The organism is Roseibium sp. AWQ4_290 (assembly GCF_056160985.1).
In genome coordinates this window covers 51,561-72,458 of sequence record NZ_JBSWYG010000007.1, presented here as the reverse complement: position 1 = coordinate 72,458, position 20,898 = coordinate 51,561, and the positions used below count along the sequence as shown (strand labels likewise).

14 protein-coding genes and 1 pseudogene are annotated in these 20,898 nt (G+C 60.9%); 8 read left to right on the top strand and 7 right to left on the bottom strand.

Annotated features, from left to right (window positions below; all coding sequences use genetic code 11):
- Positions 1 to 57: 57 nt before the first annotated feature.
- The 6 genes from ACXAH0_RS08835 to ACXAH0_RS08810 are packed head-to-tail and all read left to right on the top strand — an operon-like array spanning position 58 to position 7,638.
- On the top strand, positions 58 to 1,047 hold the full coding sequence (locus ACXAH0_RS08835; RefSeq protein ID WP_475190361.1) for an AAA family ATPase: 990 nt from the start codon (positions 58 to 60) through the stop codon (positions 1,045 to 1,047).
- Between the two features lie 22 nt (positions 1,048 to 1,069).
- Positions 1,070 to 2,005, top strand: coding sequence for a DUF58 domain-containing protein (locus ACXAH0_RS08830; RefSeq protein WP_475190357.1), 936 nt, complete (start codon positions 1,070 to 1,072; stop codon positions 2,003 to 2,005).
- Positions 2,002 to 2,478, top strand: coding sequence for a DUF4381 domain-containing protein (locus tag ACXAH0_RS08825; RefSeq protein WP_475190355.1), 477 nt, complete (start codon positions 2,002 to 2,004; stop codon positions 2,476 to 2,478). The genes ACXAH0_RS08830 and ACXAH0_RS08825 overlap by 4 nt, the downstream gene beginning before the upstream one ends.
- A complete protein-coding gene (locus ACXAH0_RS08820) occupies positions 2,475 to 3,494 on the top strand; it encodes a vWA domain-containing protein (protein ID WP_475174324.1) in 1,020 nt (339 codons plus the stop codon). The genes ACXAH0_RS08825 and ACXAH0_RS08820 overlap by 4 nt, the downstream gene beginning before the upstream one ends.
- A gap of 4 nt (positions 3,495 to 3,498) precedes the next feature.
- Positions 3,499 to 5,787 carry a tetratricopeptide repeat protein gene (locus ACXAH0_RS08815; protein WP_475190352.1) on the top strand — a complete coding sequence of 763 codons (2,289 nt, stop codon included), beginning with the start codon at positions 3,499 to 3,501 and terminating at the stop codon, positions 5,785 to 5,787.
- Positions 5,788 to 5,802: 15 nt separating this feature from the next.
- Positions 5,803 to 7,638, top strand: coding sequence for a BatD family protein (locus ACXAH0_RS08810; RefSeq protein WP_475190348.1), 1,836 nt, complete (start codon positions 5,803 to 5,805; stop codon positions 7,636 to 7,638).
- 204 nt (positions 7,639 to 7,842) lie between these two features.
- Here ACXAH0_RS08810 and ACXAH0_RS08805 read toward each other — a convergent pair whose 3' ends face one another.
- The gene (locus ACXAH0_RS08805) at positions 7,843 to 8,751 is read right to left on the bottom strand and encodes a LysR family transcriptional regulator (protein ID WP_475190345.1); all 909 of its coding nucleotides are present in this window, start codon (positions 8,749 to 8,751) and stop codon (positions 7,843 to 7,845) included.
- Positions 8,752 to 9,100: 349 nt separating this feature from the next.
- On the opposite strand from ACXAH0_RS08805, the gene ACXAH0_RS08800 reads away from it, so the two are divergent.
- Entirely contained in the window at positions 9,101 to 9,430 is a 330-nt protein-coding gene (locus ACXAH0_RS08800) for a hypothetical protein (protein ID WP_475190644.1), read from the top strand.
- A 14-nt stretch (positions 9,431 to 9,444) separates the two neighbouring features.
- On the opposite strand, the pseudogene ACXAH0_RS08795 reads toward ACXAH0_RS08800, so the two are convergent.
- The 5 genes and pseudogenes from ACXAH0_RS08795 to ACXAH0_RS08775 all read right to left on the bottom strand — a co-directional run.
- Positions 9,445 to 10,320: pseudogene (locus ACXAH0_RS08795) on the bottom strand (hypothetical protein); the annotation flags it as partial.
- 15 nt (positions 10,321 to 10,335) lie between these two features.
- Complete coding sequence (locus ACXAH0_RS08790; RefSeq protein WP_475174316.1) at positions 10,336 to 11,385, bottom strand: glycosyltransferase family protein; 1,050 nt, start codon at positions 11,383 to 11,385, stop codon at positions 10,336 to 10,338.
- Positions 11,386 to 11,505: 120 nt separating this feature from the next.
- The gene (locus ACXAH0_RS08785; RefSeq protein ID WP_475190340.1) at positions 11,506 to 13,953 is read right to left on the bottom strand and encodes a mechanosensitive ion channel family protein; all 2,448 of its coding nucleotides are present in this window, start codon (positions 13,951 to 13,953) and stop codon (positions 11,506 to 11,508) included.
- A 274-nt stretch (positions 13,954 to 14,227) separates the two neighbouring features.
- Complete coding sequence (locus ACXAH0_RS08780; protein WP_475174311.1) at positions 14,228 to 15,313, bottom strand: DUF2336 domain-containing protein; 1,086 nt, start codon at positions 15,311 to 15,313, stop codon at positions 14,228 to 14,230.
- Between the two features lie 751 nt (positions 15,314 to 16,064).
- Positions 16,065 to 19,598, bottom strand: a complete 3,534-nt coding sequence (locus ACXAH0_RS08775; RefSeq protein WP_475190338.1) for an indolepyruvate ferredoxin oxidoreductase family protein — start codon at positions 19,596 to 19,598, stop codon at positions 16,065 to 16,067.
- 146 nt (positions 19,599 to 19,744) lie between these two features.
- On the opposite strand from ACXAH0_RS08775, the gene ACXAH0_RS08770 reads away from it, so the two are divergent.
- Entirely contained in the window at positions 19,745 to 20,224 is a 480-nt protein-coding gene (locus ACXAH0_RS08770) for an Lrp/AsnC family transcriptional regulator (RefSeq protein ID WP_475174309.1), read from the top strand.
- A gap of 32 nt (positions 20,225 to 20,256) precedes the next feature.
- Here ACXAH0_RS08770 and ACXAH0_RS08765 read toward each other — a convergent pair whose 3' ends face one another.
- On the bottom strand, positions 20,257 to 20,841 hold the full coding sequence (locus tag ACXAH0_RS08765) for a helix-turn-helix transcriptional regulator (RefSeq protein ID WP_475174307.1): 585 nt from the start codon (positions 20,839 to 20,841) through the stop codon (positions 20,257 to 20,259).
- Positions 20,842 to 20,898 lie beyond the last annotated feature (57 nt).

Here is a 20,898-nt window from a genome sequence, read left to right as displayed (position 1 = left end):
GAGCGGCGCCTGAACGTAAACTCAAAAGACCAGACATTTCACACCAAAGGAACCGTCATGAGCACCCAGGCAATCCGCACTGACAGCCGGCCGCATAATGCCCTTGTGGACACGCTGCGCGCCCGCATGAACGCCCGCATTCTCGGCCAGCCGCAGTTTGTGGACCGGCTGCTTCTGGCCCTTTTTGCAGACGGCCACGTGCTGCTGGAAGGCGCGCCCGGCCTTGCCAAGACCAAGGCGGTGAATGCGCTGGCTGAGGTGATTGCCACCGATGCCTGCCGGATCCAGTTCACCCCGGATCTTCTGCCGAGCGACCTGACCGGCACCGAAGTCTACCGGCCCGAAACCGGTGCCTTCGAGTTCCACTCCGGCCCACTGTTCCACAGTCTCATCCTGGCCGATGAGGTTAACCGTGCGCCCGCCAAGGTACAGGCGGCCCTTCTGGAAGCCATGGCTGAACATCAGATCACGGTGAGCGGCAAGACTTACCCGCTGCCGGAACTCTTCATGGTCATGGCCACCCAGAACCCGATCGAGCAGGAAGGCACCTATCCCCTTCCCGAAGCCCAGCTGGACCGGTTCCTGATCCAGGTGACCATCGGCTATCCGTCCAAGGAAGCCGAACGGGACATTTTGAAGCTGGTGCGCGGCGAGGTTCTGGGAGAAACCGATGCGCCCGCCCGCCGGATCAGTCCGCAGGAGATCTTTGCAGCCCGCCGGGCCGCAATGAACATCCATGTCTCCGACGCCCTGACCGAATATGTCATTCAACTCATTCAGGCGACCCGCAATCCGGGCCTCTATGGTGAGGATCTGGCGGGAGAGATCGCCTTTGGCGCATCGCCCCGCTCCACAATCGCCCTTGACCGCTGCACTCGGGTGCATGCCTGGATGAATGGTGCGGATTTCGCAACTCCTGCCGATGTTCAGGCCGTCCTCCACGACGTGCTCCGCCACCGGGTTCTGCTCAGTTTCGAGGCCGAAGCCGATGGCAGAACCACTGATGACTTCATCGATGCGCTGATCGACCGCGTGCCGGTTGTCTAAGCCCGAGCCTAAGGAGCCCGCCATGTCAGAGACAGCCCCGCATGCCCGCCCCTTGCAAGGCATTGCCGCGAGCCTGCCAGATCTTCTGAGAACCCGCCCCCAGCGGGGCCGTACCGGCTTTGCGCCCGCAGGCGCCGTGCTGACCCATGAATGGGGGGTCAACCGGTCGGTGTTTCTCGGCCGGGGCATGGAATTTGCCGATAGCCGGGTTTACCAGCCCGGCGACGACGTCAAGTCCATCGACTGGCGGGTCACCGCCCGCACGGGTCAGGCCCATACCAAGCTCTTCCAGGAAGAGCGCGAGCGCACGGTGCTGATTCTGCTCGACACCCGCGCCATGATGCAGTTTGGCACAAGAATCAGGTTCAAGGCCAATCTTGCCTGCGAGGTGGCAGCCATGCTGGCCTGGGTCGGCCATGATGGCGGAGACCGGGTCGGCGGCCTGATCATGACACGGGACGGGCACAGGGACTTCCGCGCCCAGCGCACCCGCCGGTCCGTGCTCGGCTTTCTGGAAGCCATGTGCGAGGAAACCCGGCCAGAGCGGAACAGCGGCCAGGAAATAGCCCTGGCTGAGGCCCTGCGCCGACTGCGCCATCTGTGCCGCCCCGGACATCTGGCCTTCGTGATCAGCGACTTTGCCGACCTTGACCCGGCGGCCGAAACCGAACTCCGGCATCTGGCCGCCAAGGGCCATGTGACCACCATTCAGGTGACGGACCTTCTGGACGCAGCCCTGCCGCCGGGCGGCGGGCGGATCAGCGATGGCCGCTCGGCCATGGCCCTTGCTGCCCTGAGCCGCCGCACGCTCGCCGAGTATCACAACCAGTTCAAGGACCGGCAGGCCCGGCTTGAGGATCTGTGCCGCAAACACCGCATGGTGTGCCATTTTCTTCAGACCCAGGACGATCCTGCCCGGATCCTGCATCCCCAGATCAACCGGAGGCTCGCGGCATGACCCCAACAAACGCCCTGTCTCCGCAAATTGCTGCGCAGTTGCAGCAGCTGCGCGATATCCGCCTGCCGGAGCCTGTGGGCTGGTGGCCGCTGGCGCCTGGATGGTGGGCGCTGATTGCGCTTTTGTGCACCCTCATGCTCCTAATCATGGCCTGGGGGTATCTGCGCCGTCGTACGGCCCGCCATCTGGCCCTGAAGGAACTCAACAAGCTTGACACAGGCGAAGCTGCCGACTTTGCCGCACACGTCTCCGGCCTCTTACGCCGGGTCGCCCGGCGCCGGGTCCGGGGCGTCGACGTCCTGACTGGCCAGGCCTGGATCGACTTTCTGTGTGACGGCAAGAACGGCTTGCCCGGCGATCTGGCCGGCTTTCTGGCCGCCGGCCCTTATGCGGGCGGAACCGCCGACGCGACCGCACCGGATCTGGAACAGCTCCGCCTGGAAGCTGCCCGCTGGATCAGGAGGCATGCATGATAACGTTTCTCTGGCCATTCGCTTTTTTGCTGCTGCCCCTGCCCTTTGTGATCCGGCATTTCATGAAACCGGTCGACAAGGGGCTGGGCGGCGCTTTGAAAGTGCCCTTCTTTGCCAATCTGGCATTGGGCCTGACCGCTGGTGCGAACCAGCTGAAAACCTCCTGGTGGCGTTTTGCCCTGGCCTCCGTGATCTGGCTGCTGGTGGTGACCGCTCTGGCGCGCCCTGCCTTTGTCGGGCCGGAAGTGCCGCTCCCGGCAGCCGGGCGGGATGTGATGATGGCCATTGACCTGTCCGGATCCATGGACCAGCAGGATTTTGCCGTTGGAGGACGGCCGACAACCCGCCTTGGCGTGGTCAAGGAAACAGCCGATGACTTTCTGGCCCGCCGCAAGGGCGACCGGGTCGGGCTGGTGCTGTTTTCCGACCGGGCCTATCTTCAAGCGCCCCTGACCTTCGACCGCGACGCGGTGCGTGCGCTGCTGGAACAGGCCCAGGTCGGGCTGACTGGCCAGAAGACCGCGATCGGCGACGCCATTGCCGTGTCGGTGAAGCGTCTTAAAGACCGGCCGAAAGACAGCCGCGTTCTGGTGCTTCTGACAGACGGTGCGAACAATGAGGGCGTGATGGACCCGATCCGCGCCGCAGGGCTTGCCAAGAAAACCGGCACCCGGATCTACACGATCGGCGTCGGCGCCAAAAAGATGATGATGAACACCCGCTTCGGACGCCAGATGGTGAACCCGAGCGCCGATCTTGACGAAGGCACCTTGCGCCAGATCGCAGATATCACCGGCGGCCAGTATTTCCGGGCAACTGATGTGGCAGGTCTGGCCAAGATCTACCAGGCCATTGACCGGCTGGAACCGGTTGTTGGCGACCCGGTCCATGTGCGCCCGGAAGTCGCGCTGTATTTCTGGCCCGCCGGACTCGCCTTGCTCCTGTCTGGTCTGTTTGCGGTTGCAAGTTCGGTCCCGGCGCTGAGGATCAACCGGCTGACAAAGAAGGAGGCCTGACAGGATGGATCTATCGCATTTTCATTTCCTCCGCCCCGACTGGTTCTGGGCTCTCATTCCAGCCGCGCTTTTGTTCTGGCTGGTGCTGCGCACCCGCAGTGCGGCAGAAGGCAGCAATTGGCTCAAACATGTAGATGCCCATCTGTTGAAACATCTGGCCCTCAGCGGAGGCGCTGCCCGTGCGTCCCCTGTGATCCCGGTGGCTGCGGCTCTCATGATTGCGCTCCTGGTGCTGGCCCTTGCCGGTCCGACCTGGAAAAAGGCCGCCGCTCCGTCCTTTATGGGCGATCAGCCGGTGGTGTTGGTTCTGAGCCTCACCCAGTCCATGAATGCCGATGACCTGACGCCGAGCCGTTTGAAGCGCGGCGTCCACAAGGTCCGGGACATTCTCGCCCGGACCGAGGGCGACGACCGGGCCCTGGTGATCTATTCCGACATTCCTTTTGTGGCAGCGCCTTTGACCAACGATCCCAAAGTGATTGAACAAATGCTGCCGGAACTCTCCACCCGGCTGATGCCGGTTCTCGGCAACCGGCCGGATCTGGCCTTGAGCGAGGCTGCTGCGGTTTTGAAACGCGCGCACGCAGCCAGCGGCCGGATCATGCTGATTGCCGACAATGCAGGAGATGCGGCCAAGACGGAAGCTGCGGCCAAAGCGGCCAGACAGGCCGGTTATGACATATCGGTTCTGGCCGTTGGAACCAAAGACGGCTCGACACTGCAAACAGCCGATGGCCAGGCGATCGCAACACGTTCGGGCAAAACCATGATCACCGCACTTGATGCGGACGGCTTGCACAAGGTGGCCCGCGCGGGCGGCGGCGCCTATGCCACGATCACTGCAAACAGTCAGGACCTGAACAAGGTCCTTCCCAAAAGCACAGCCCTTGAAGGCGCTGGCCGGAAACAGGACTTCAAGTCAGATACCTGGGTAGATATGGGCTATTGGCTGCTCGTGATCCCCGCGCTACTCCTGCCGTTTGCGTTCCGGCGCGGCATGGTCTTCGGCCTCGGCCTGATGATCGTCGGGCTCGGCACAGCGCCGCAGCCCGCCAAAGCCAGTACCTGGGACAATCTGTGGGCCACACCCGATCAGCAGGGTCAGACAGCTTTTGGCAACGGAGACTATGACGCCGCAGCCAAGTCCTTCGAAACATCGGGCTGGAAAGGGAGTGCCGCCTATCGCGCCGGGGACTATGCCAATGCAGTCGGCGCCTTTGCCGGAGAAGATTACAATCTCGGCAATGCGCTTGCCAAATCCGGTCAGCTCGAGCAAGCGCTTGCCGCCTTTGACAGGGCACTGAAAAAGTCCCCCGAAGATGCAGATGCAAAGTTCAACCGGGATCTCATTCAAAAGATCCTCGATGAGCAAAAAAAGCAGGAGCAGGAGCAGCAAAAACAACAACAGCAGCAGTCATCTCAGGATAAAAACCAGCAACAGAACCAGCAATCCTCCGGCCAGAACAGCAAGCCGAAAAATCAGCAGGCCTCCAACGGGGCCAGCCAAAAAGATCAGGGCAAGCAGGATCAAAATCAACAGGATAAGAGCCAAAAGGATCAGGGCCAGAAGGGCTCATCAAAAACATCTGACGGCCAGACGGGCTCCACACCGAAGAACCATCAACATTCTGCACAGAAGGATCAGCAGCAGAAGGGGCAACCGCCGCAGCCGCAACAACAGGCCGGAAACCAGCAGCAGCAGGCTTCAGGCAAGAACGACGCTGGCAAGAAGGATCATGACGCCCAGAAAACTGGCGGCAAGGATCAAGCAAACAACCAGACGCAAGCCGGCCAGAACGGCAAAAGCCAGGACGGCAAAGATCAGGCCGACAACCGCCAGAAAAACGCTGATCAGCAGAAGGCCACGCAGCAACAGCCAGGCCGGCAAGACGGCCCTGCGCCTTCTGGGACACAAGAAGAAGCGCAACAGGCCGCACAGCAGCAAAACCCACAACAGGGGCCGGGCGCACAGCAGCAGGCAACGCACCAAGCAGGCGATCATCAAGAGGCCGGGCAGCCCCAGCAGGGGAAGCCGACGGCTCCCGGACAAATGGCCGGAAGGGCTCCTGAAAAGAAAGAGCATGGCAGCCTGGCTGATATGCTGTCGGAATTCCTGAGCGGCAATGGCGACAAGGACGAGACCGGCGAACAGGTGGAAGCCTCCGTTCCCGGTGCTCCGGTCACCGATCAGGCGGTGGAACAGCAGTTGCGCCGGGTGCCCGACGACCCGTCTGGCCTGCTGAAGGCCAGAATCCGCCAGTATTACGCCCAACTCCGGGCTGGACAGCAGTAACAAGGAGAGAGAAAGATGAGCTCCACCTGGTTCAAATCCACGGCAAGCGCGGTTGTCCTGTCAGCAGCCCTGATCACACCGGCCCTGATGGTTCCGGCTGCAGCCAGCGGACTGACGGCACATCTGAACACGGGAACGGTTGCCATGGGAGATACGTTTCAGCTGACGCTGTCCAGCTCAGGCTCCAGTTCTGGGGCCATCTCCACTCCTGATCTCTCCCCCTTGCAAAAGGACTTTGAGATCCTCGGCACCACCCAGTCCTCGTCCAGCACGATCATCAACGGCCGGGCCTCCCAGACCTTGAGCTGGATCCTGACTCTCACCCCCCGGGCCAAGGGGACTTTCAAGATCCCCGCTATTGCTGCCGGCTCTCTCAGCAGCGCCCCGGCCGAGATCAAGGTCGTCGATGCCAGCGCCTTGCCAAAGACACAGGGCACAAACGGGGTGTCGGTCACCTCGAAACTGGAAGGTGGAAAACACTTCCTGTTTCAGGAAATCCCCCTCACCGTGCGCGTTGAAGCCAGTGTGCCCCTCGGGCAGGCAGAGCTGATCGTGCCGCACTCCGAGGATTTTGACCTTGAGGCCGATGGCGACGGCACGGTCAGCCAGCTCAACCGGGGCGGCAAGCCGGTGACCGTAGTGGAACGCAAATTCATGCTCCGGCCGCAAAAGGACGGAGCCATCGAAGTGCCTCCCTTTGTGCTGCGCGGCACGGTTCAGGACCCCAACGCCCGACGCAACGACCCGTTTGCCGATTTCGGTTTCGGCCGCCTGCCCAATCTGGGCAGTTCCCTGTTCAGCTCCTTCATGGAACCCGGCAAACCTTTCACCGCGCGCTCCGACGCGATCAAGATGCAGGTGGCAGCCAAGCCGGGCCATAAATCGGCCGGAACAGACTGGTTCCTCCCGGCCAAGGTGGTAAAACTGAAGGCAGAGTGGGATCCGGCCAACCCGGTGTTCCGGGAAGGAGAAGCCGTCACCCGGCGCATCAGCCTGATAGCGCTTGGCACCCGGCCCGAGCAATTGCCCGAACTGAGCTTTGCCAACCCGGACGGGGCCAAAATCTACGTCGACGATACGGAAACCGGAACCGCCCACACGGATCAGGGCACCGTTGCCCAGCGCGACACGTTCCTCTCCATCGTGCCGACGCGTGGCGGAGACATCACCCTGCCGGAGGTCAAGGTCAGCTGGACGGACAGCGCCACCGGAGAAGAACGGGAAGCCGTTCTGCCCAGCGAGGTCATCCATGCTGAAGGCACGGCGATGGCCCCGCCTCCCCAGGCCGATGCCTCACAACCGGCCCCAGCCCAAACAGCCCAGACTGCACAGACCGCAGGCGCTCCCCCTCCCCTGAAGACTGGAGCCGGATCGCTTGAGCGATGGCAGCTCTGGGCAGGAGCTGGAGCTCTGGTCCTGGTTCTGGCGGTGACCGCCGCCGGAACCCTCGTGATCCGCAGCCGCCGCAACCCGGTCGCAAAGGGCCCCGCCTCTTCCCGTTCTGCAGGCAGCGGATCACAGCCGCACAAGGTCCAGCCCAGCCCGCGCTCCAGACAGACTGCTGAACTTCGCAAGGCCGAGGAACTGGCAAGATCGGGAGATCTTCAAGCCAGCTACGGCGCCCTCTTGAACTGGCGCCGGCTGGCCGGAGGCCCCTCGGCGCTCCCCCAAAAGGCCAACCGCACTATTGAGGACTTCGGCCGCCTGGCCTATGGCGGAGAGGCTGGCGCTTCAAGCGAAGAGGCCGGACGCCTGATCGCAGACCTGCGCAAAGACAGCCATAAAACGGACGAGAAACCGGGCGGGAAAGCAGGCGACGGCCTGAGGCTGCCGGATCTTTATCCAGCCTGACGGCCAAAAGGCGTGCTGCCTCCGGATCTGTCTGCGAGCCTTGCTCAAGACTTTACCGTGAGCCTTCGCCAGGATCAAGGCAGGTCAGGAACGGCGCGGCGCACGGTCGGCGATCAAGGCTTTGCTGCACCGGCAGCGCTGCGGGAACCAGTGTGAAGGGGCAACACTTCAGCCCGCCCAAAAATAAGAGGCAGATTCTGAGGCTCAGCCCACAGCGTCTGCACTTTCTTCGCGGAGCCAGTCAAGAAAGGCGCGCGCCAGAGACTTCTGCCGGTTCCGGCCCGTGACGACGGCGCCAAAGCCGTCCTTGATCGTGTGAAAGCCGAACGGGGCCACCAGACGGCCGTCCTGCACTTCCTCTTCAATGATCCGCCGTTCGACCAGCGCAATACCGAAGCCGGCCAGGGCCGCCTCGATCACCAGAAAGGTATGCGGATAGGTCAGCACCGTCTCGCTGATGATCTCCACGCCAGTCCGGCTCCGGTATGCCCCCCAGACATCTCCGGGCAGCTCCTGCACACAGCGGGTCCTTGTGGTCAGCGTGCGGCCATTTACCGTCACATCGAGCCCCGGGGCATGGACAACGCCAAAGGCAACATCTCCCAGGATCTCGATATCCGTGCGTTCATTGAACTCCCAGCGCAGCCGGTCCCAGGTCAGCACCAGATCGACGGCGTTGTCAGGCAGCCAGACCTTTCCGGTCATGCGGAAATTGACCTGCGCCTCCGGATGGCGCTGGTAGAACCGGGACAACCGGGGCATCAGCCAGCGCATGGCGAAGGTGGAGCTGATGCCGATATCCAGAACGGGAGCCTGCGCCCGCTGGGCCAAATCGCCCCAGACCTTCTCCAGCCCGTCCAAAGCCGGTGTGGCGGCCCCGGCCAGCAAGGCGCCTTCTTCTGTCAGCTTTACCCCCGACCCGGATTTTTCAAACAAGGGCGTGCCCGCCAAATCCGACAATTGCGCAATCTGTTTGCTTACCGCCCCATGGGTGCGCCCCAGTTCCTGGGCTGCAGCGCTCATGGAGCCGAGCCGCACGGTGGCTTCAAAAGCAGGCAGAGCATTGAGCGGTGGCAGTTTTCGCAAAGGCTGGTCAGCTCCGGTTCGGGTCAAGGCACATATCATTTGCCCCGGTTTGGCGCACGTCGCGTTTCATCGGACTTGTGTTCCAATGCCTGAAACCAGAGATTTCAACGCACCAGACAAAACGGGGTCAATCCCGGTCAACGCAACACGTTATAACCTAGATTACGCGACCCTATCTTGTGAATTTTTCTCACACGAGACAGAAAACTTCTCCTTCGACTTTTGAAAGCCCCCTGGGCATAGTCCTAAAAACCCGGTCACATGAAGGGTTTGAAAGTCCATGACTGCCTCGAAATTTTCAGAAAAGTCGCATCATCTTTCCGATGACTGCACTGTTTTGCAGTTTCCCATGCCTCACATCGAAACCGGAGCGCCCGTGAAATCAGTTCCACATGCTCACAGTGTCAACCTGCTGAGCTTTGCAGCAGCCCTTTGGGCTGACTGGAGAGACCGGCTGCGTTTTGAAAGAGAGCGGGCCCGCTTTCTGACCTATGAACCTGACAGTGTTTTGCAGGATCTCGGGATTTCACGGGAGGATCTGGCGCGGTGCCGCTACAGGAAATCCGCCGCGCGACCGGTCCGCTCCGCTGAGGTGATCCTGCTTGAGCGCCACCCGGGGGACCAGAGTGCCCCAGGTAACGCGGCCCATGCCACCGCCTCGATCAAGACCGCACCCGGCGCTAATCCCCGCCACCGGCTCGGCTAACACATGCTGCAACCTCAGTCAGACACTGCCAGCATGTGATCAAAATTTCCGTCCCGGACGCAGGCCGGCAGCGTGCCCAGATCCACCAGCACGGTTCCGGTCAATTCGCGCTCATAAAGCTGGCGGATGTCGCTGGTGTCGACGGTCTGACCGTGGACAACGGAGGCCAGTTTGGTCTGGAAGGCCTCCAGCCCGCCCATGGAGGAAAAGTGCCAGCCGGCATCCTTGACGATCCGGACCGGACGGCTGATGCCGGACAGGCTGTTGTTGCGGAACCGGAGCAAAGGCTGCGTTAAAACGCCGGGAATATAGGTCTTTTTAGTCATCCGCGCCTTGGTCCGGCGCAGCTGCTGCGGTGTTGTCAGGTATTTGTACTCAAGCAGGCGCGAACCGAGCAGCCAGGTCTTGCCGGGCACGACCCTATTGAGATGGTGCTTGTGCAGGCTTTGCTCAAACACCAGCACCCGGCCCTTGTAGAGCTGCCGGTCCAGAACCTCCTTTAACACCGGCGCGCGGACAATCTCATCCACATCCGAGAGCAGGATCAGGTCGCTGCCGGAACTGTCTTCCAGGGCTCTGGCAATGCAATTGCGCTGGTAATTCTCCCGCTCCCAGTCCTTTTTCCGCCGGGTCTTGTAAACCCCGAGCGCAGGCGGCAGCTCTTCGGGAAAGCGGATCTGAAGGTCAATGATCTTGTCGGCCCAGGGGGCAAACCGCTCCCGGTTTTCATCGAAATAGAAAGGTTTGGCCGTGCCCCGCTGGGTCTGGTCCGCCTCCACCAGTACGAACCGGTCAACGAGATAACCCAACTCCCGAAGGCGGATCTCCAGAAGATCAAACTCGTTGTGAAAGACAAAACAGTCGTAAATCATGGTCTTCGTCCGTTCCGGGCCGTGCCACCCCTCTTAAAGGCTTTTCCAGAGCCTGAAGCGGGCCCGCATGAGCTTTTCTTCCACAAAGCGCCTTGCTTTGAAGCTGCTGGAGAGGCTGAGATCATCCGCGCAGTAATCCCCTGACAGGAACGCAGCCTCGAAGCGCTTCATGACGGCTTCAGGCCTGAACCCGGCCACAGCGCCTCTGGCCAGATCCGCATCCCCCTGATCCGTTTGATACTGGGTCAGAAGACGTGTCAGGCCACGCTTTGTCCGGTATATCCAGTCCCGCTTCGGGGTCATCTGAACATGGTTCTGATCCATGCCCCCTGCCCAGCTGAACACCGGCTTGCCGAATTGCAGGAACTCGGCAATTGCGAGACCGAAGCTCTCGCCGATTTTCTTGGCATTGAGCCCCGCATTGCAACTGGCAATGAACCGGGCCTTGTCCTGCGCCCCGACAACCGGGGGCAGGAACAGCGCCCTTGGGTGGTCGAGGAACTTCTCAGTGTTCACGAAGAGAAAATAAAGATCGGAGCGCTTGTCCAGCGCCTCTTTCACAGCCTCAAGCGCAAAGGGAAGATTGAACTGGTCAAAGCCCCCATAGCGCCCAACGACAAAAGCATCGGCCGGAATGCCGAGTTCCGGCCGTAAGCTGCCCTGCGCCTCCGGCAGATCCACGATATGCGGCACAGCAGGCGCCTTGCCCCCGGTCATCCAGTCCGACAGCCAGTCGGACACATAGGCATAGACATCCCCATGGGGCTCAAAATGCCGGAACACCGCATGAATTCCGGTCCGGTCCGCGCAGATATTCAGCGGCCGGACCCGGCCGTCGCGGATGAAATAGCAAAAATCCAGCTTGTGCGGTTCGCTGGCCGCCTCCCCGCCCTGGCCGGGCGCAACGGGAATAAGAGTGAGCGAGGCCTTGAATTTTTCGACCACTGCCGGATCGCTGCCCGCCTCGGAATAGTAGACAAAGGCCTCGTGACCGAGATGGGTCTGCACCCCAAGCGCATAGTCATAGAGCGCAACGCTCATTCCGCGCTCGTTGATCGCCCCTGCCTGAAATCCAATCCGCATTCCGGTCCCGTTTTCTTCTTGTGCCGGGACCGTTATCGGATTTCAGGCGGAAGGTCCACGGAAATGCGCGCGCCGTTTCAAAGAGGCGCCCGTCCGCAGCTTTGCCCCAGAAGATCAAGCTCAGACCGGGCCATCCCCCGCCCCGCCATTGGCCTCGTCCGGGTCGAAGACACCGGCCGCCCCGCCTGCCGCAGCGGATTGAACGGCCGCCTTAACGGCAGCTCTGGCGGTTTCGGATGACATTCCGCCTGCCGCAGGCTCCGGTGCGTCTCCGTCCCCCTCCGCATCGGCCACCCGCACCGTGACCTGACGGTGGGCGAATTTGATGCCGTTCTGCTCAAACATATCCCGCAGGCCTGCATAGACGATCTTGCGCAATTCAAACTGCTTGCCGGGCTTTGTGGTGAATTTCACCCGGGCAATCATGGCAGAATCTTCCATGGACATGATGCCTTGGGACTTAAGCGGTGCCAGGAACATCGGCCCGTAATACTCATCTTCAAGCAGTTCCTTGCCGAAATTCTTGATCAGCTTGCGCATCTTCTCCACATCCGTGTCATAGGTGACCCGGAAGGCAAGCTTCATCACCGCCCAGTCCCGGGAGAAATTCTCCACCTGCTGGATTTCCCCAAATGGCACGGTCGTCAGCGCGCCCCGGTGATGGCGCAGCTGCATGGACCGGATCGAGATTTTCTCCACCACGCCCTTGGCGCTGCCGATATCGATATATTCCCCTTTCCGGAAGGCATCATCGAGCAGATAAAAGGCGCCGGAAAAGATATCCCGGATCAGGGTCTGCGCCCCAAACCCAACCGCAAGCCCAACAACACCAGCCCCGGCAAAGAGCGGTGCGATATTCACTCCGAGTTCCGACAGCACCACCATGGAGCCAATGACGACAATGGTGATCAAAAGGAAGTTGCGGAAAATCGGCAGCAAGGTCGCAATCCGGCTTTCTCCGGTCCCGCCCACTTCAACTTCTTCGTCCTGCTCCGCCGGGCTTTCCTTGGCAATCTGCCGGTCAATGACGATCTTGACCGACTCGTAAGCCATATAGCCAAGGAATGTCACCAGCAGCACCTCTACAAAGGAGCCGATCAGGGTGCCGCTGCCCGCAAGCGGCACACCCCACCAGGACGCCAGAAGGTCAATCGAGCCGAAGAACACGATGATCCCGGCGCCCCTGTCGAACAGATCCCGGAATGGCGAGCGCTGCGCCTCCCGGTCAGCCGCCTCCGCGCGGGCCTGGGCGAGTGCAGCTTCCGGGTCATCACTGGTGCCACCGCTGTCTTCCGCCCACTGAATGTCCTCTGCGATCTTTGCCTGTTGCTCTGCCGTATCAAGACGCGGCAGCAACACCTTGTCGATCAGCAGGATCAAGGTGCCATAGGCAATTGCCGCCAGCAGCATCACCTCCAGCGGCGCCGCGACCAGACCCGTGGCATCTGGCAAGTCCAGAAGAATGCGGACGGCGGAAATGCCCCAGGCCAGAACGAAATAGAGAACCGCAATGAAATGCCAGAGATTGGCCAGCAGCTTGCGCCAGGCTGACGCCTTGCCCTCTGTGCGCCCCCGGATCAGCCGGGCGATCAGTTTGCGGTAGACGACCGAGATCCCGATCAGAATGACCATGGTCAGGCCCGACGCTGCGATCAGCGCGATCTTGTGGGCATCCTGCGACAGGCCGAGCCGGTCCATCCACACACAGAAGCCAACCGTGACCAGCGAAACAGCTCCGCCGCCCAGCAGCGCCCGGTAGAGGCTTTTCGCCTCCGCGCTGGAAAGGTTCAAAAGCCGGTGGCTGTCCGCGTCTGGGGCCAGCAGATTGAGAAATATGATGCGCAGCACCAGAAACGCGGAGAGGACGCCGAGCACGACAAGCGCGGTCTGGTTCGCTGCCTTCAGCCCGCTTCCGGCCAGCAGATAGACAAGCACGGCAACAGCAAAGAACAGCGCCACGGACACGATCATCAAAAGCGCCCGTAAATAGAGATAGATTATCTTGTCGGAGCGGGTATAGACATCGCTCTTGTACATGCCCGCAAACTGGCGCCGCCCCCAGCGGGCCAGCAGGATCATGGCCAGAAGGCCGAAAATCACGCCCGCGGCAATGTCCAGAAGTGTTGCCGGGATCCAGCCAAAGCCCTGGTCTTCCCCTTGCACGAGCAAGGTCGTCAGCATGGTTTCATGGATGACCGGGATTTCTTTCACGATGTCCCGGAACACGTCCCGCGCGGCAACCGCCTTGTTCACGAATGCATCAGCATCCTGCAACAGGCTGCGGCTGTCTTCCGAGACCGGGTCCGCCTGCGGGGACGCGGTGTCCTTGCCCGCTTCTGTCTGGGGTCCCGCCGCCGTATCACTGTCTTTGCCCTCTTGTTTCTCCCCGACCTGACCGCTGGCCGCACCTGTTACGATACTTGTCAGACCTTGCGCCTGGACCGGCAGTTGCAAGCCCGCGCCCCCGAGCAGCAGCGCCAAAGCCAGTCCCAGCAAAAGGACAACCCGTGGAGCAGGTTTGGTGCCCAGACCTATTTGCTTGATCGAAAGAAAAAAAGAAACCTGCATATCCGCCCCGTTTGCCCCGTCACCTGTGCCGGAACTGCACTTAATACACCTTGCCTTTAAGCACGGTTCGGTCGCGTTTTGAAGAAAACGGACAAGAAAAAATCCTTAGGGCAATTTATAAGGTGTCCCCGGACACAAGACAGAGGTCTGGCTTCACCGCAGCGTGCTGCGGGCCAGAACCAGGCTCGGGAGTGGCCGCTTAAAGAAGATCAGGTTAAACGAAAGAACCCCGGCACAAGGCCGGGGCTCGATCAAAGTCTATCGGAGCAGCGCGTCAGCCGACAACCCTCTTGTCCCAATGGGCCATCCTGCGTTTGGCTTCGCCAACGGTCAGGCGGCCGAAAAGAGCCATCGCTTCACTGCGGGCTTCCGGGGTAAGCCGGTGGCGCCAGGGACCGATGGACAACAGGGCGCTGACGGAAATCGACGAGAACCCGGACGCCTTGGCCAGAACAATAAAGGTGTCCGTGTTCGGGCTCACCATGCAGTGGCTGAGGTCGATAACCTCTCCCCCCACCATATAGGCGAAGGTGGCCACGGCCTCGGCAAAGCGGTCTTCGGAGGCAAACCGGCGCAGGGCGGCCTCGTTGACCATGCCGCGTTTGGCCAGCAACTGAACCCGGGCCTCGCCCTTTTCGAAATCATAACGTCCAAGCCAATACTGGTTGGACATGTGCTGTGCGGCAATGTCAGCCGCCTCGCCCAGCCGCTCGGCTTCTTCTCCCCGGCCAGCCTCTTGAAGCTTCTTGCGCACTTCGTCGCTTGCGATTGCAACGAGGCTTGAAATATGAGCTTCGGCCAGATCATCGCGATCACTCAGGAAGGTCTGCAGGGTCGCATCGGACGCAGCGTCATTGATGAGGGTCTTCAAAGACGCGTCCGACAAGCTTGCCCCTTCGTTGCTTGCCACCTTGCGCTTGACCGTCAGGTCGCCCCGCTGAACCAGAACGTCGGTGACGGTTTCAGACAGCTCTTCGCGCTGCGCAATGGCAAAACAGTGGGAATTCCCGCGCTTCTCGGCAATCTTGACGAGATCCTCGTCGCTCAGAACGCTGGAGCGCATGAGAACCGGTTCCGCCACTTCAATGTCGTCATCGGCTAGTCGGCGGATCGTGTCTTTCGGCCCCCGCCGCAGTCCCGCCATCTGATCGGACACATAGCGGCGGACTTCCGCTTCCACCATATCGACCAGGCGGAACAGAACCGAATCGTAGATCCCGACCTGCTCGTCCGAGCACCGCTCCGACGTCAGAGCGAACAAGGTGGCCACATGCCGGGCCAGTTCTGCCTTTCGGGCGCTTCCAGCTTCACCGGTAAGCTCTGAAAAGTTTACCAGTTCTGTTTTCAACGCTTCTGTCATTCTTAGATACCAGTTCTCACGGGTGGTGCCTTTGCCAGGCGCTCGCAGAAAAATGGAGCCGAGATTTAAAAAAGAACCGAAGAGGATTGCTGGAAATGTAATCGTGTTTGTTCAAAATTTATGGAAAATTCTAAATGCATCCGAATGACCCGGCTCAAGATCCTGTTTCATTGAATTATTTTTTGGTTCCACCAGCTCTGCCCCTGCGATCGCACAGAGGAAAAAAACTGTAAATCCGATTGAATTTTTTTTCGAACCTCACAGGAAGCCGCAACGTCAATTTCCAAAGCTGATCAGGGATTTGCACCAACCTCACCAAACAAGACCCACCGAAGGCCACGCCATGAAAGCGTGCCGCCGTGTCGCGCGTCGATAGTGTCCTTGGACGAGGCCCCACATTGGCCTGCGACACGCTCCTTGCTGAACGCTCTCCTCTCCCGATCGAATAGGGTCTTCTTGGGTGAGATTGGTCCAACGCCTGCAAAGATAACGCGTTCCAGTTTAGGGCTCTTCTCGCAGATGGACTCACCTGCTTTGACTGCACAGCCCCGCACTCTGCGGAGCCTTGCGGTGCGGATCAGACCAGAGGCAGGTCGCCGCAAAAGAAGGAAAGAAAGAACTTTTATCGAAGGTTACTTTGCCAAACTTGCAGCTTCTCTATGGGCAGACCGGCCAGGCATCCGAAAACCGGCGCAACCTGCGCCGGTGTCCTGCCCCCCCTCTTGAAGAGGACCGGGCGTTCCGGCCTTACTTATTCCGCCGCTTCCAGATAGACGGCCGTATCGGCATCGCTGTCGCCACCGCCTGTGCCGGACCGGCTGAGCTGATCCCAGAGGCCCTGGCGTTTTTCCGCCGCCTTTTTCATATTGGCCTCCTTGACCGGTCCAAAACCGCGCACCAGGTCCGGCACCCGGGCCAATTCGACCAGGAGCCCGTATTTGCTGCCCGGAAGGCGTTTGACGATCTCGGCAACATCGGCAGTATACTGGACCAGAAGCGCCCGCTCGGCCCGGCGTTCCGCCGTACGCCCGAACGGATCTGCCCAGGAGCCACGCAGTCCCTTGGCCTTCGCAAGCAGCTTGAACACCCGGAAGACCCAAGGCCCAAAGGCGATTTTCTCCGGGCGGCCTGTCTTGGCATCCTTGCGATGGGCCAGGAAAGGAGGCGCCAGATAAACCCGGACCTTCCTGGGATCTTCGAACCGTTCAGAGATTTTTGCGGCAAAGGACGGGTCTGAATACAGGCGCGCCACCTCATATTCATCCTTATAGGCCATGACCTTGAACAGCATGTCTGCAATTGTCCGGGTCAGCCGCATCGTGCCGGGACCATGGGCCTCGTCCGCACGTTTCACCTTGGCCACCAGATCCTGATAGGCCCCCGCATAAGCCGAATCCTGATAGGCGGCAAGTTCCTCCGCATTCAGCGCGATTTTTTCGTCCAGACTGTAGGTCTTTTGCGGTGCCTCGGACGGCAGCGCCGACAGCAGTTTTCCGGCATCGGCCGCCAGAACCCGCCCGGCACGGAACGCCTTGATGTTGCTGGCAACAGCCGCTCCGTTCAACTCCAGTGCCGTCTCGACCGCCTCGGCAGACATTGGCAAGGCACCGCTCTGATAGGCCATGCCGACCAGCAACATGTTTGCGAAAATGGCATCCCCCAGAAGCTTTTCGGCAATCTCCACCGCATTGACGGGCAGATAGGCGCCGGAGGCTTCCCGCAGCGCCGTGTCCATGCGCTTTTCGTCAAAGGAAAGGGTCTGCTTCAGGACGAATTCGGCCGTCGGCGCAACCTTCGTGTTGGCAACCGTCAGCGTATGCCCCCGCCGGGCCAAGGCCAGCTGATCCGCATTGGTGGCCACCACCATGTCGCTTGCGATCAGAAGGTCGAGACTCGCCGTCGGCACACGCGGCCCTTCAATGGAGCGGTCCCCCGCAGCAAAGCGCACATGGGAGGTCACAGGTCCACCCTTCTGGGCAAGACCGGTCATGTCCAGGGTCGAGGCCTGTTTGCCATCCACATGGGCCGCCATGGCCAGAACCGCGCTGATCGTGGTCACGCCCATACCGCCGATCCCGGCAATCAGGGCATTGCGGGTTTCGGCAAGGCTGGCAAGCTCTGGCTGTGGCAACCCCGCCACCAGCGCATCAATATCAACCTCCGCCTTTTTCGGCTTGCGCAAGGCCGCTCCGTCAATCTCCACAAAGGACGGGCAGAACCCCTTGATGCAGGAAAAATCCTTGTTGCAGCTCGACTGGTTGATCACGCGCTTCTCGCCAAAGGGCGTCGGCAGCGGCTCAACGGACAAGCAATTGGATTGCACGGAACAGTCGCCGCAGCCCTCACAGACCCGGTCATTGATGAACAGCCGCTTGTCCGGATCCGGGAACTGACCGCGCTTGCGGCGGCGGCGCTTTTCCGCCGCACAGGTCTGATCAAACACGATCACCGAGACACCGTTGAACGACTGCAGCTCCCGCTGCACATCCATCAGTTCGTCCCGGTGGTGCACCTTGGTGCCTGGCGCCAGCGGGCTCCAGGAACCGTAACTTTCCGGTGTCTCCGCCACAACGGCAATGCGCTCAACCCCTTCGGCCTCAAGCTGACGGGTGATCTGAGGCACGGTGAGCTGGCCGTCAACCTTCTGCCCACCGGTCATGGCCACTGCGTCATTGTAGAGGATCTTGTAGGTGATCGGTACTTTGGAGGCGAGCGCCTGACGGATAGCCAGAATGCCGGAATGGAAATAAGTGCCGTCACCCACATTTGCGAAAACATGGCTGTCGCCGGAAAAGGGCTGCTGTCCGACCCACAGAACGCCCTCGCCGCCCATGGCGATCTGGCCTTCCGTGGTCCGGCCCGCCAATTCCGTCATGGCATGGCAGCCGATCCCCGGCAGGGATCGGGCGCCGGACGGCGTCATGGTGGAGGTGGAATGCGGGCAGCCAGAGCAGAAATAGGGAATGCGGGCGGCCCGCTCCGCGTGGCCCTGGGCCCACATGACCTGCTTTGTCATCCGGTTGGCCACATCGGCCATGTCGTCCGAGACAAGATCTTTCGGCAACCAGCCGATCAGGCCCTTGATCAGTTCGGCCACCGACAGCTCCAGCACATCCGACAGGAAGACTTCCCCGTCCGGGCGCCGCTTGCCCCAGATTTCCGGCCGGCTCATCTCCGGCCAGTGATAGGAGATTTCCTTGATCTGCGGCTCCATGAAGGCCCGCTTGTGCTCGACCACCAGAAGCCGTTCGGCTCCGCGCGCGAAGTCGCGCAAGCCCAGCGGTTCCAGCGGCCAGGTCATGGCCACCTTGTAGACGGCCAGTCCCAAGGCCTTCGCCCGGTCTTCAGAAATGCCCATCAGGCTCAGGGCCTGAAGCAAATCCCGATAGGCCTTGCCGGACGCAACGATGCCGAGCTTGACCTGTCCACGGGTTCCGAAAGCGACCCGGTCGAGGCCATTGGTGCGCACATAATTCTGCGCCGCCGGTATGCGCAGATCGCGCACCAGCCGCTCGGTTTCCAGCCGGTTGCCCAGAAGCAGATCCCGGTTCTGCCGGTAATCCTTGCGCGGATCGCCTTCCAGCGGGCGGACCAGACGCAGACGGTCCGGGGAAATGTTGATGGTCGCGGAGGCATCCATCGTATCGGCCACACAGATCAGGGCACTCCACAGGCTGGTGAAGCGGGACATTTCCAGCCCATGCAGGCCGTAATCCAGAACTTCTTGAATATCCGCCGGATTGAGCACCGGAATTTCGGCGTGCTGGAAGAAAAACTCGCTCTGGGCGGGCAGAATGGAAGATTTTGCCAGATGGTCATCGCCTGCAAGCGCCAGTACGCCGCCATTGCGGTCCGTGCCTGACGCGTTGGCCTGGCGCAGCACATCCCCGGCCCGGTCGACCCCCGGCGCCTTGCCATACCAGATGCCGAAGACACCATCATATGCCGTGTCCCGGCCCGTGCCACCTTCCCCGCGCAGCTTCTGGCTGCCCCAGACCGCTGTAGCGCCCAGTTCCTCGTTCACACCCGGTTTAAAAACGATTTCGGACGGGTCCAGATGCCGGGAGGCCCGCATGAGTTCCGTGTCATAGCCCGCCAGCGGCGAGCCACGGTAGCCTGAAATGAACCCGCCGGTTTTGAGCCCGGCCTGTCTGTCCAGCCGGGCCCGGTCCAGGGCCACACGGACAAGGGCCTGTATGCCTGTCAGATAGACCTGCCCATCGGTTGCGGCATATTTGTCCTCCAAAGTCACGGGCTGGCTCTTCGCGGGCATGTGAACGTTCATGCGGCTCCCTCCTGAAACGTCATTCCTGACGGCCGCGCCTCCGGGCAACCGTTCTTTGGATAAATATCATCCTTTTCACAGGCAATTTCTGTGCTATCGTCACGGCCAATACCCTTCCAGCCGCATAAAATTTCTCAAAACCGCCCATGACCGAAAAAAATCTCCTCGACCCGTCAGACATTCGAGTTCTTCGAGTCTTGCAGCGAGACGCGTCCTTGTCCATTGCCGAAGTTGCCAAGGAGGCCGGAATGAGCCAGACGCCCTGTTGGCGGCGAATCAAACGGCTCAAGGAACAGGGCATAATCCGGCAGATTACAGCCATTATCGACCGGGAATCCGTCGGTCTCGGCTTTGTTGCCTATTCCTTTGTAAAACTGGCTGTGCCCAGCCGGGAAAACATGGAAACCTTCGACAAGCTCGTCCATCACTGGCCGGAAGTGGTCACCTGCGAACGCATCACCGGTGCGGTCGACTACCTGATCAAGGTGGTGACCGATGACATCAAGACCTATGATAATTTCCTCCGCCTGAAGCTGCTGGATAATACGCTCGTCTCCGATGTCCAGTCCCGGATCGTGGTCAATACGGTCAAGGATACGGTTGCCCTGCCTTTGCGGGAAAGCTGACAGATAGGTCCGTCACACAGGCCGGGGGCGCATCAGGCAGGACTGAGCGCGTCTGGCCGGTCCGCCCGGCCGTTGCCGGAAGCCCCGCCCGGGCCTGACTGACCGCTTCCGGCCCCCTCCAGAACACCCCCATGCAGCAGCTCGTCAATGAACAGGGACAACAGCTGCGGCCGCCCGCTCACCCCGGCTTTGCGGTAGATGGCGTTGCACTGGGCCTTGACCGTACCGTCCGCCGTTTTGCGAATCCCGGCAATCTCCGCAATGGAAAACCCTTTGAGGCAGAGCATGGCAACGTCGCATTCCGACGGGGTGAGCGCCCAGGTTTCAAAATGCTCTTCCAGCATGCCGGCAAAGGCGCCGGACGCAATCCGGACCTGACTTTCAAGGCGCTTTTGCCGCCCCATCACCCGGCGGACCTGAAAGGCCGACGCGGCCAGGCTGACGACCAGCACGGCCAAAACCAGATTCTCAATCAGGTCATTGTCCAGAACCGGAGCCGGGCGACCTCCCAGAAACAGATCGGAGGCTTCTTCACTGACAAGAAACAGGACACAAAGGGCCTGCAGCCCGACCAGCAGCCAGGGCAAGGCAACGTTCCGGCGCAAAAAGGCAGGCATGGTATCTCCTCTGCATGGCCAGTCATGGCCTGCGTCATAATCCGTGTCTTCATCCGG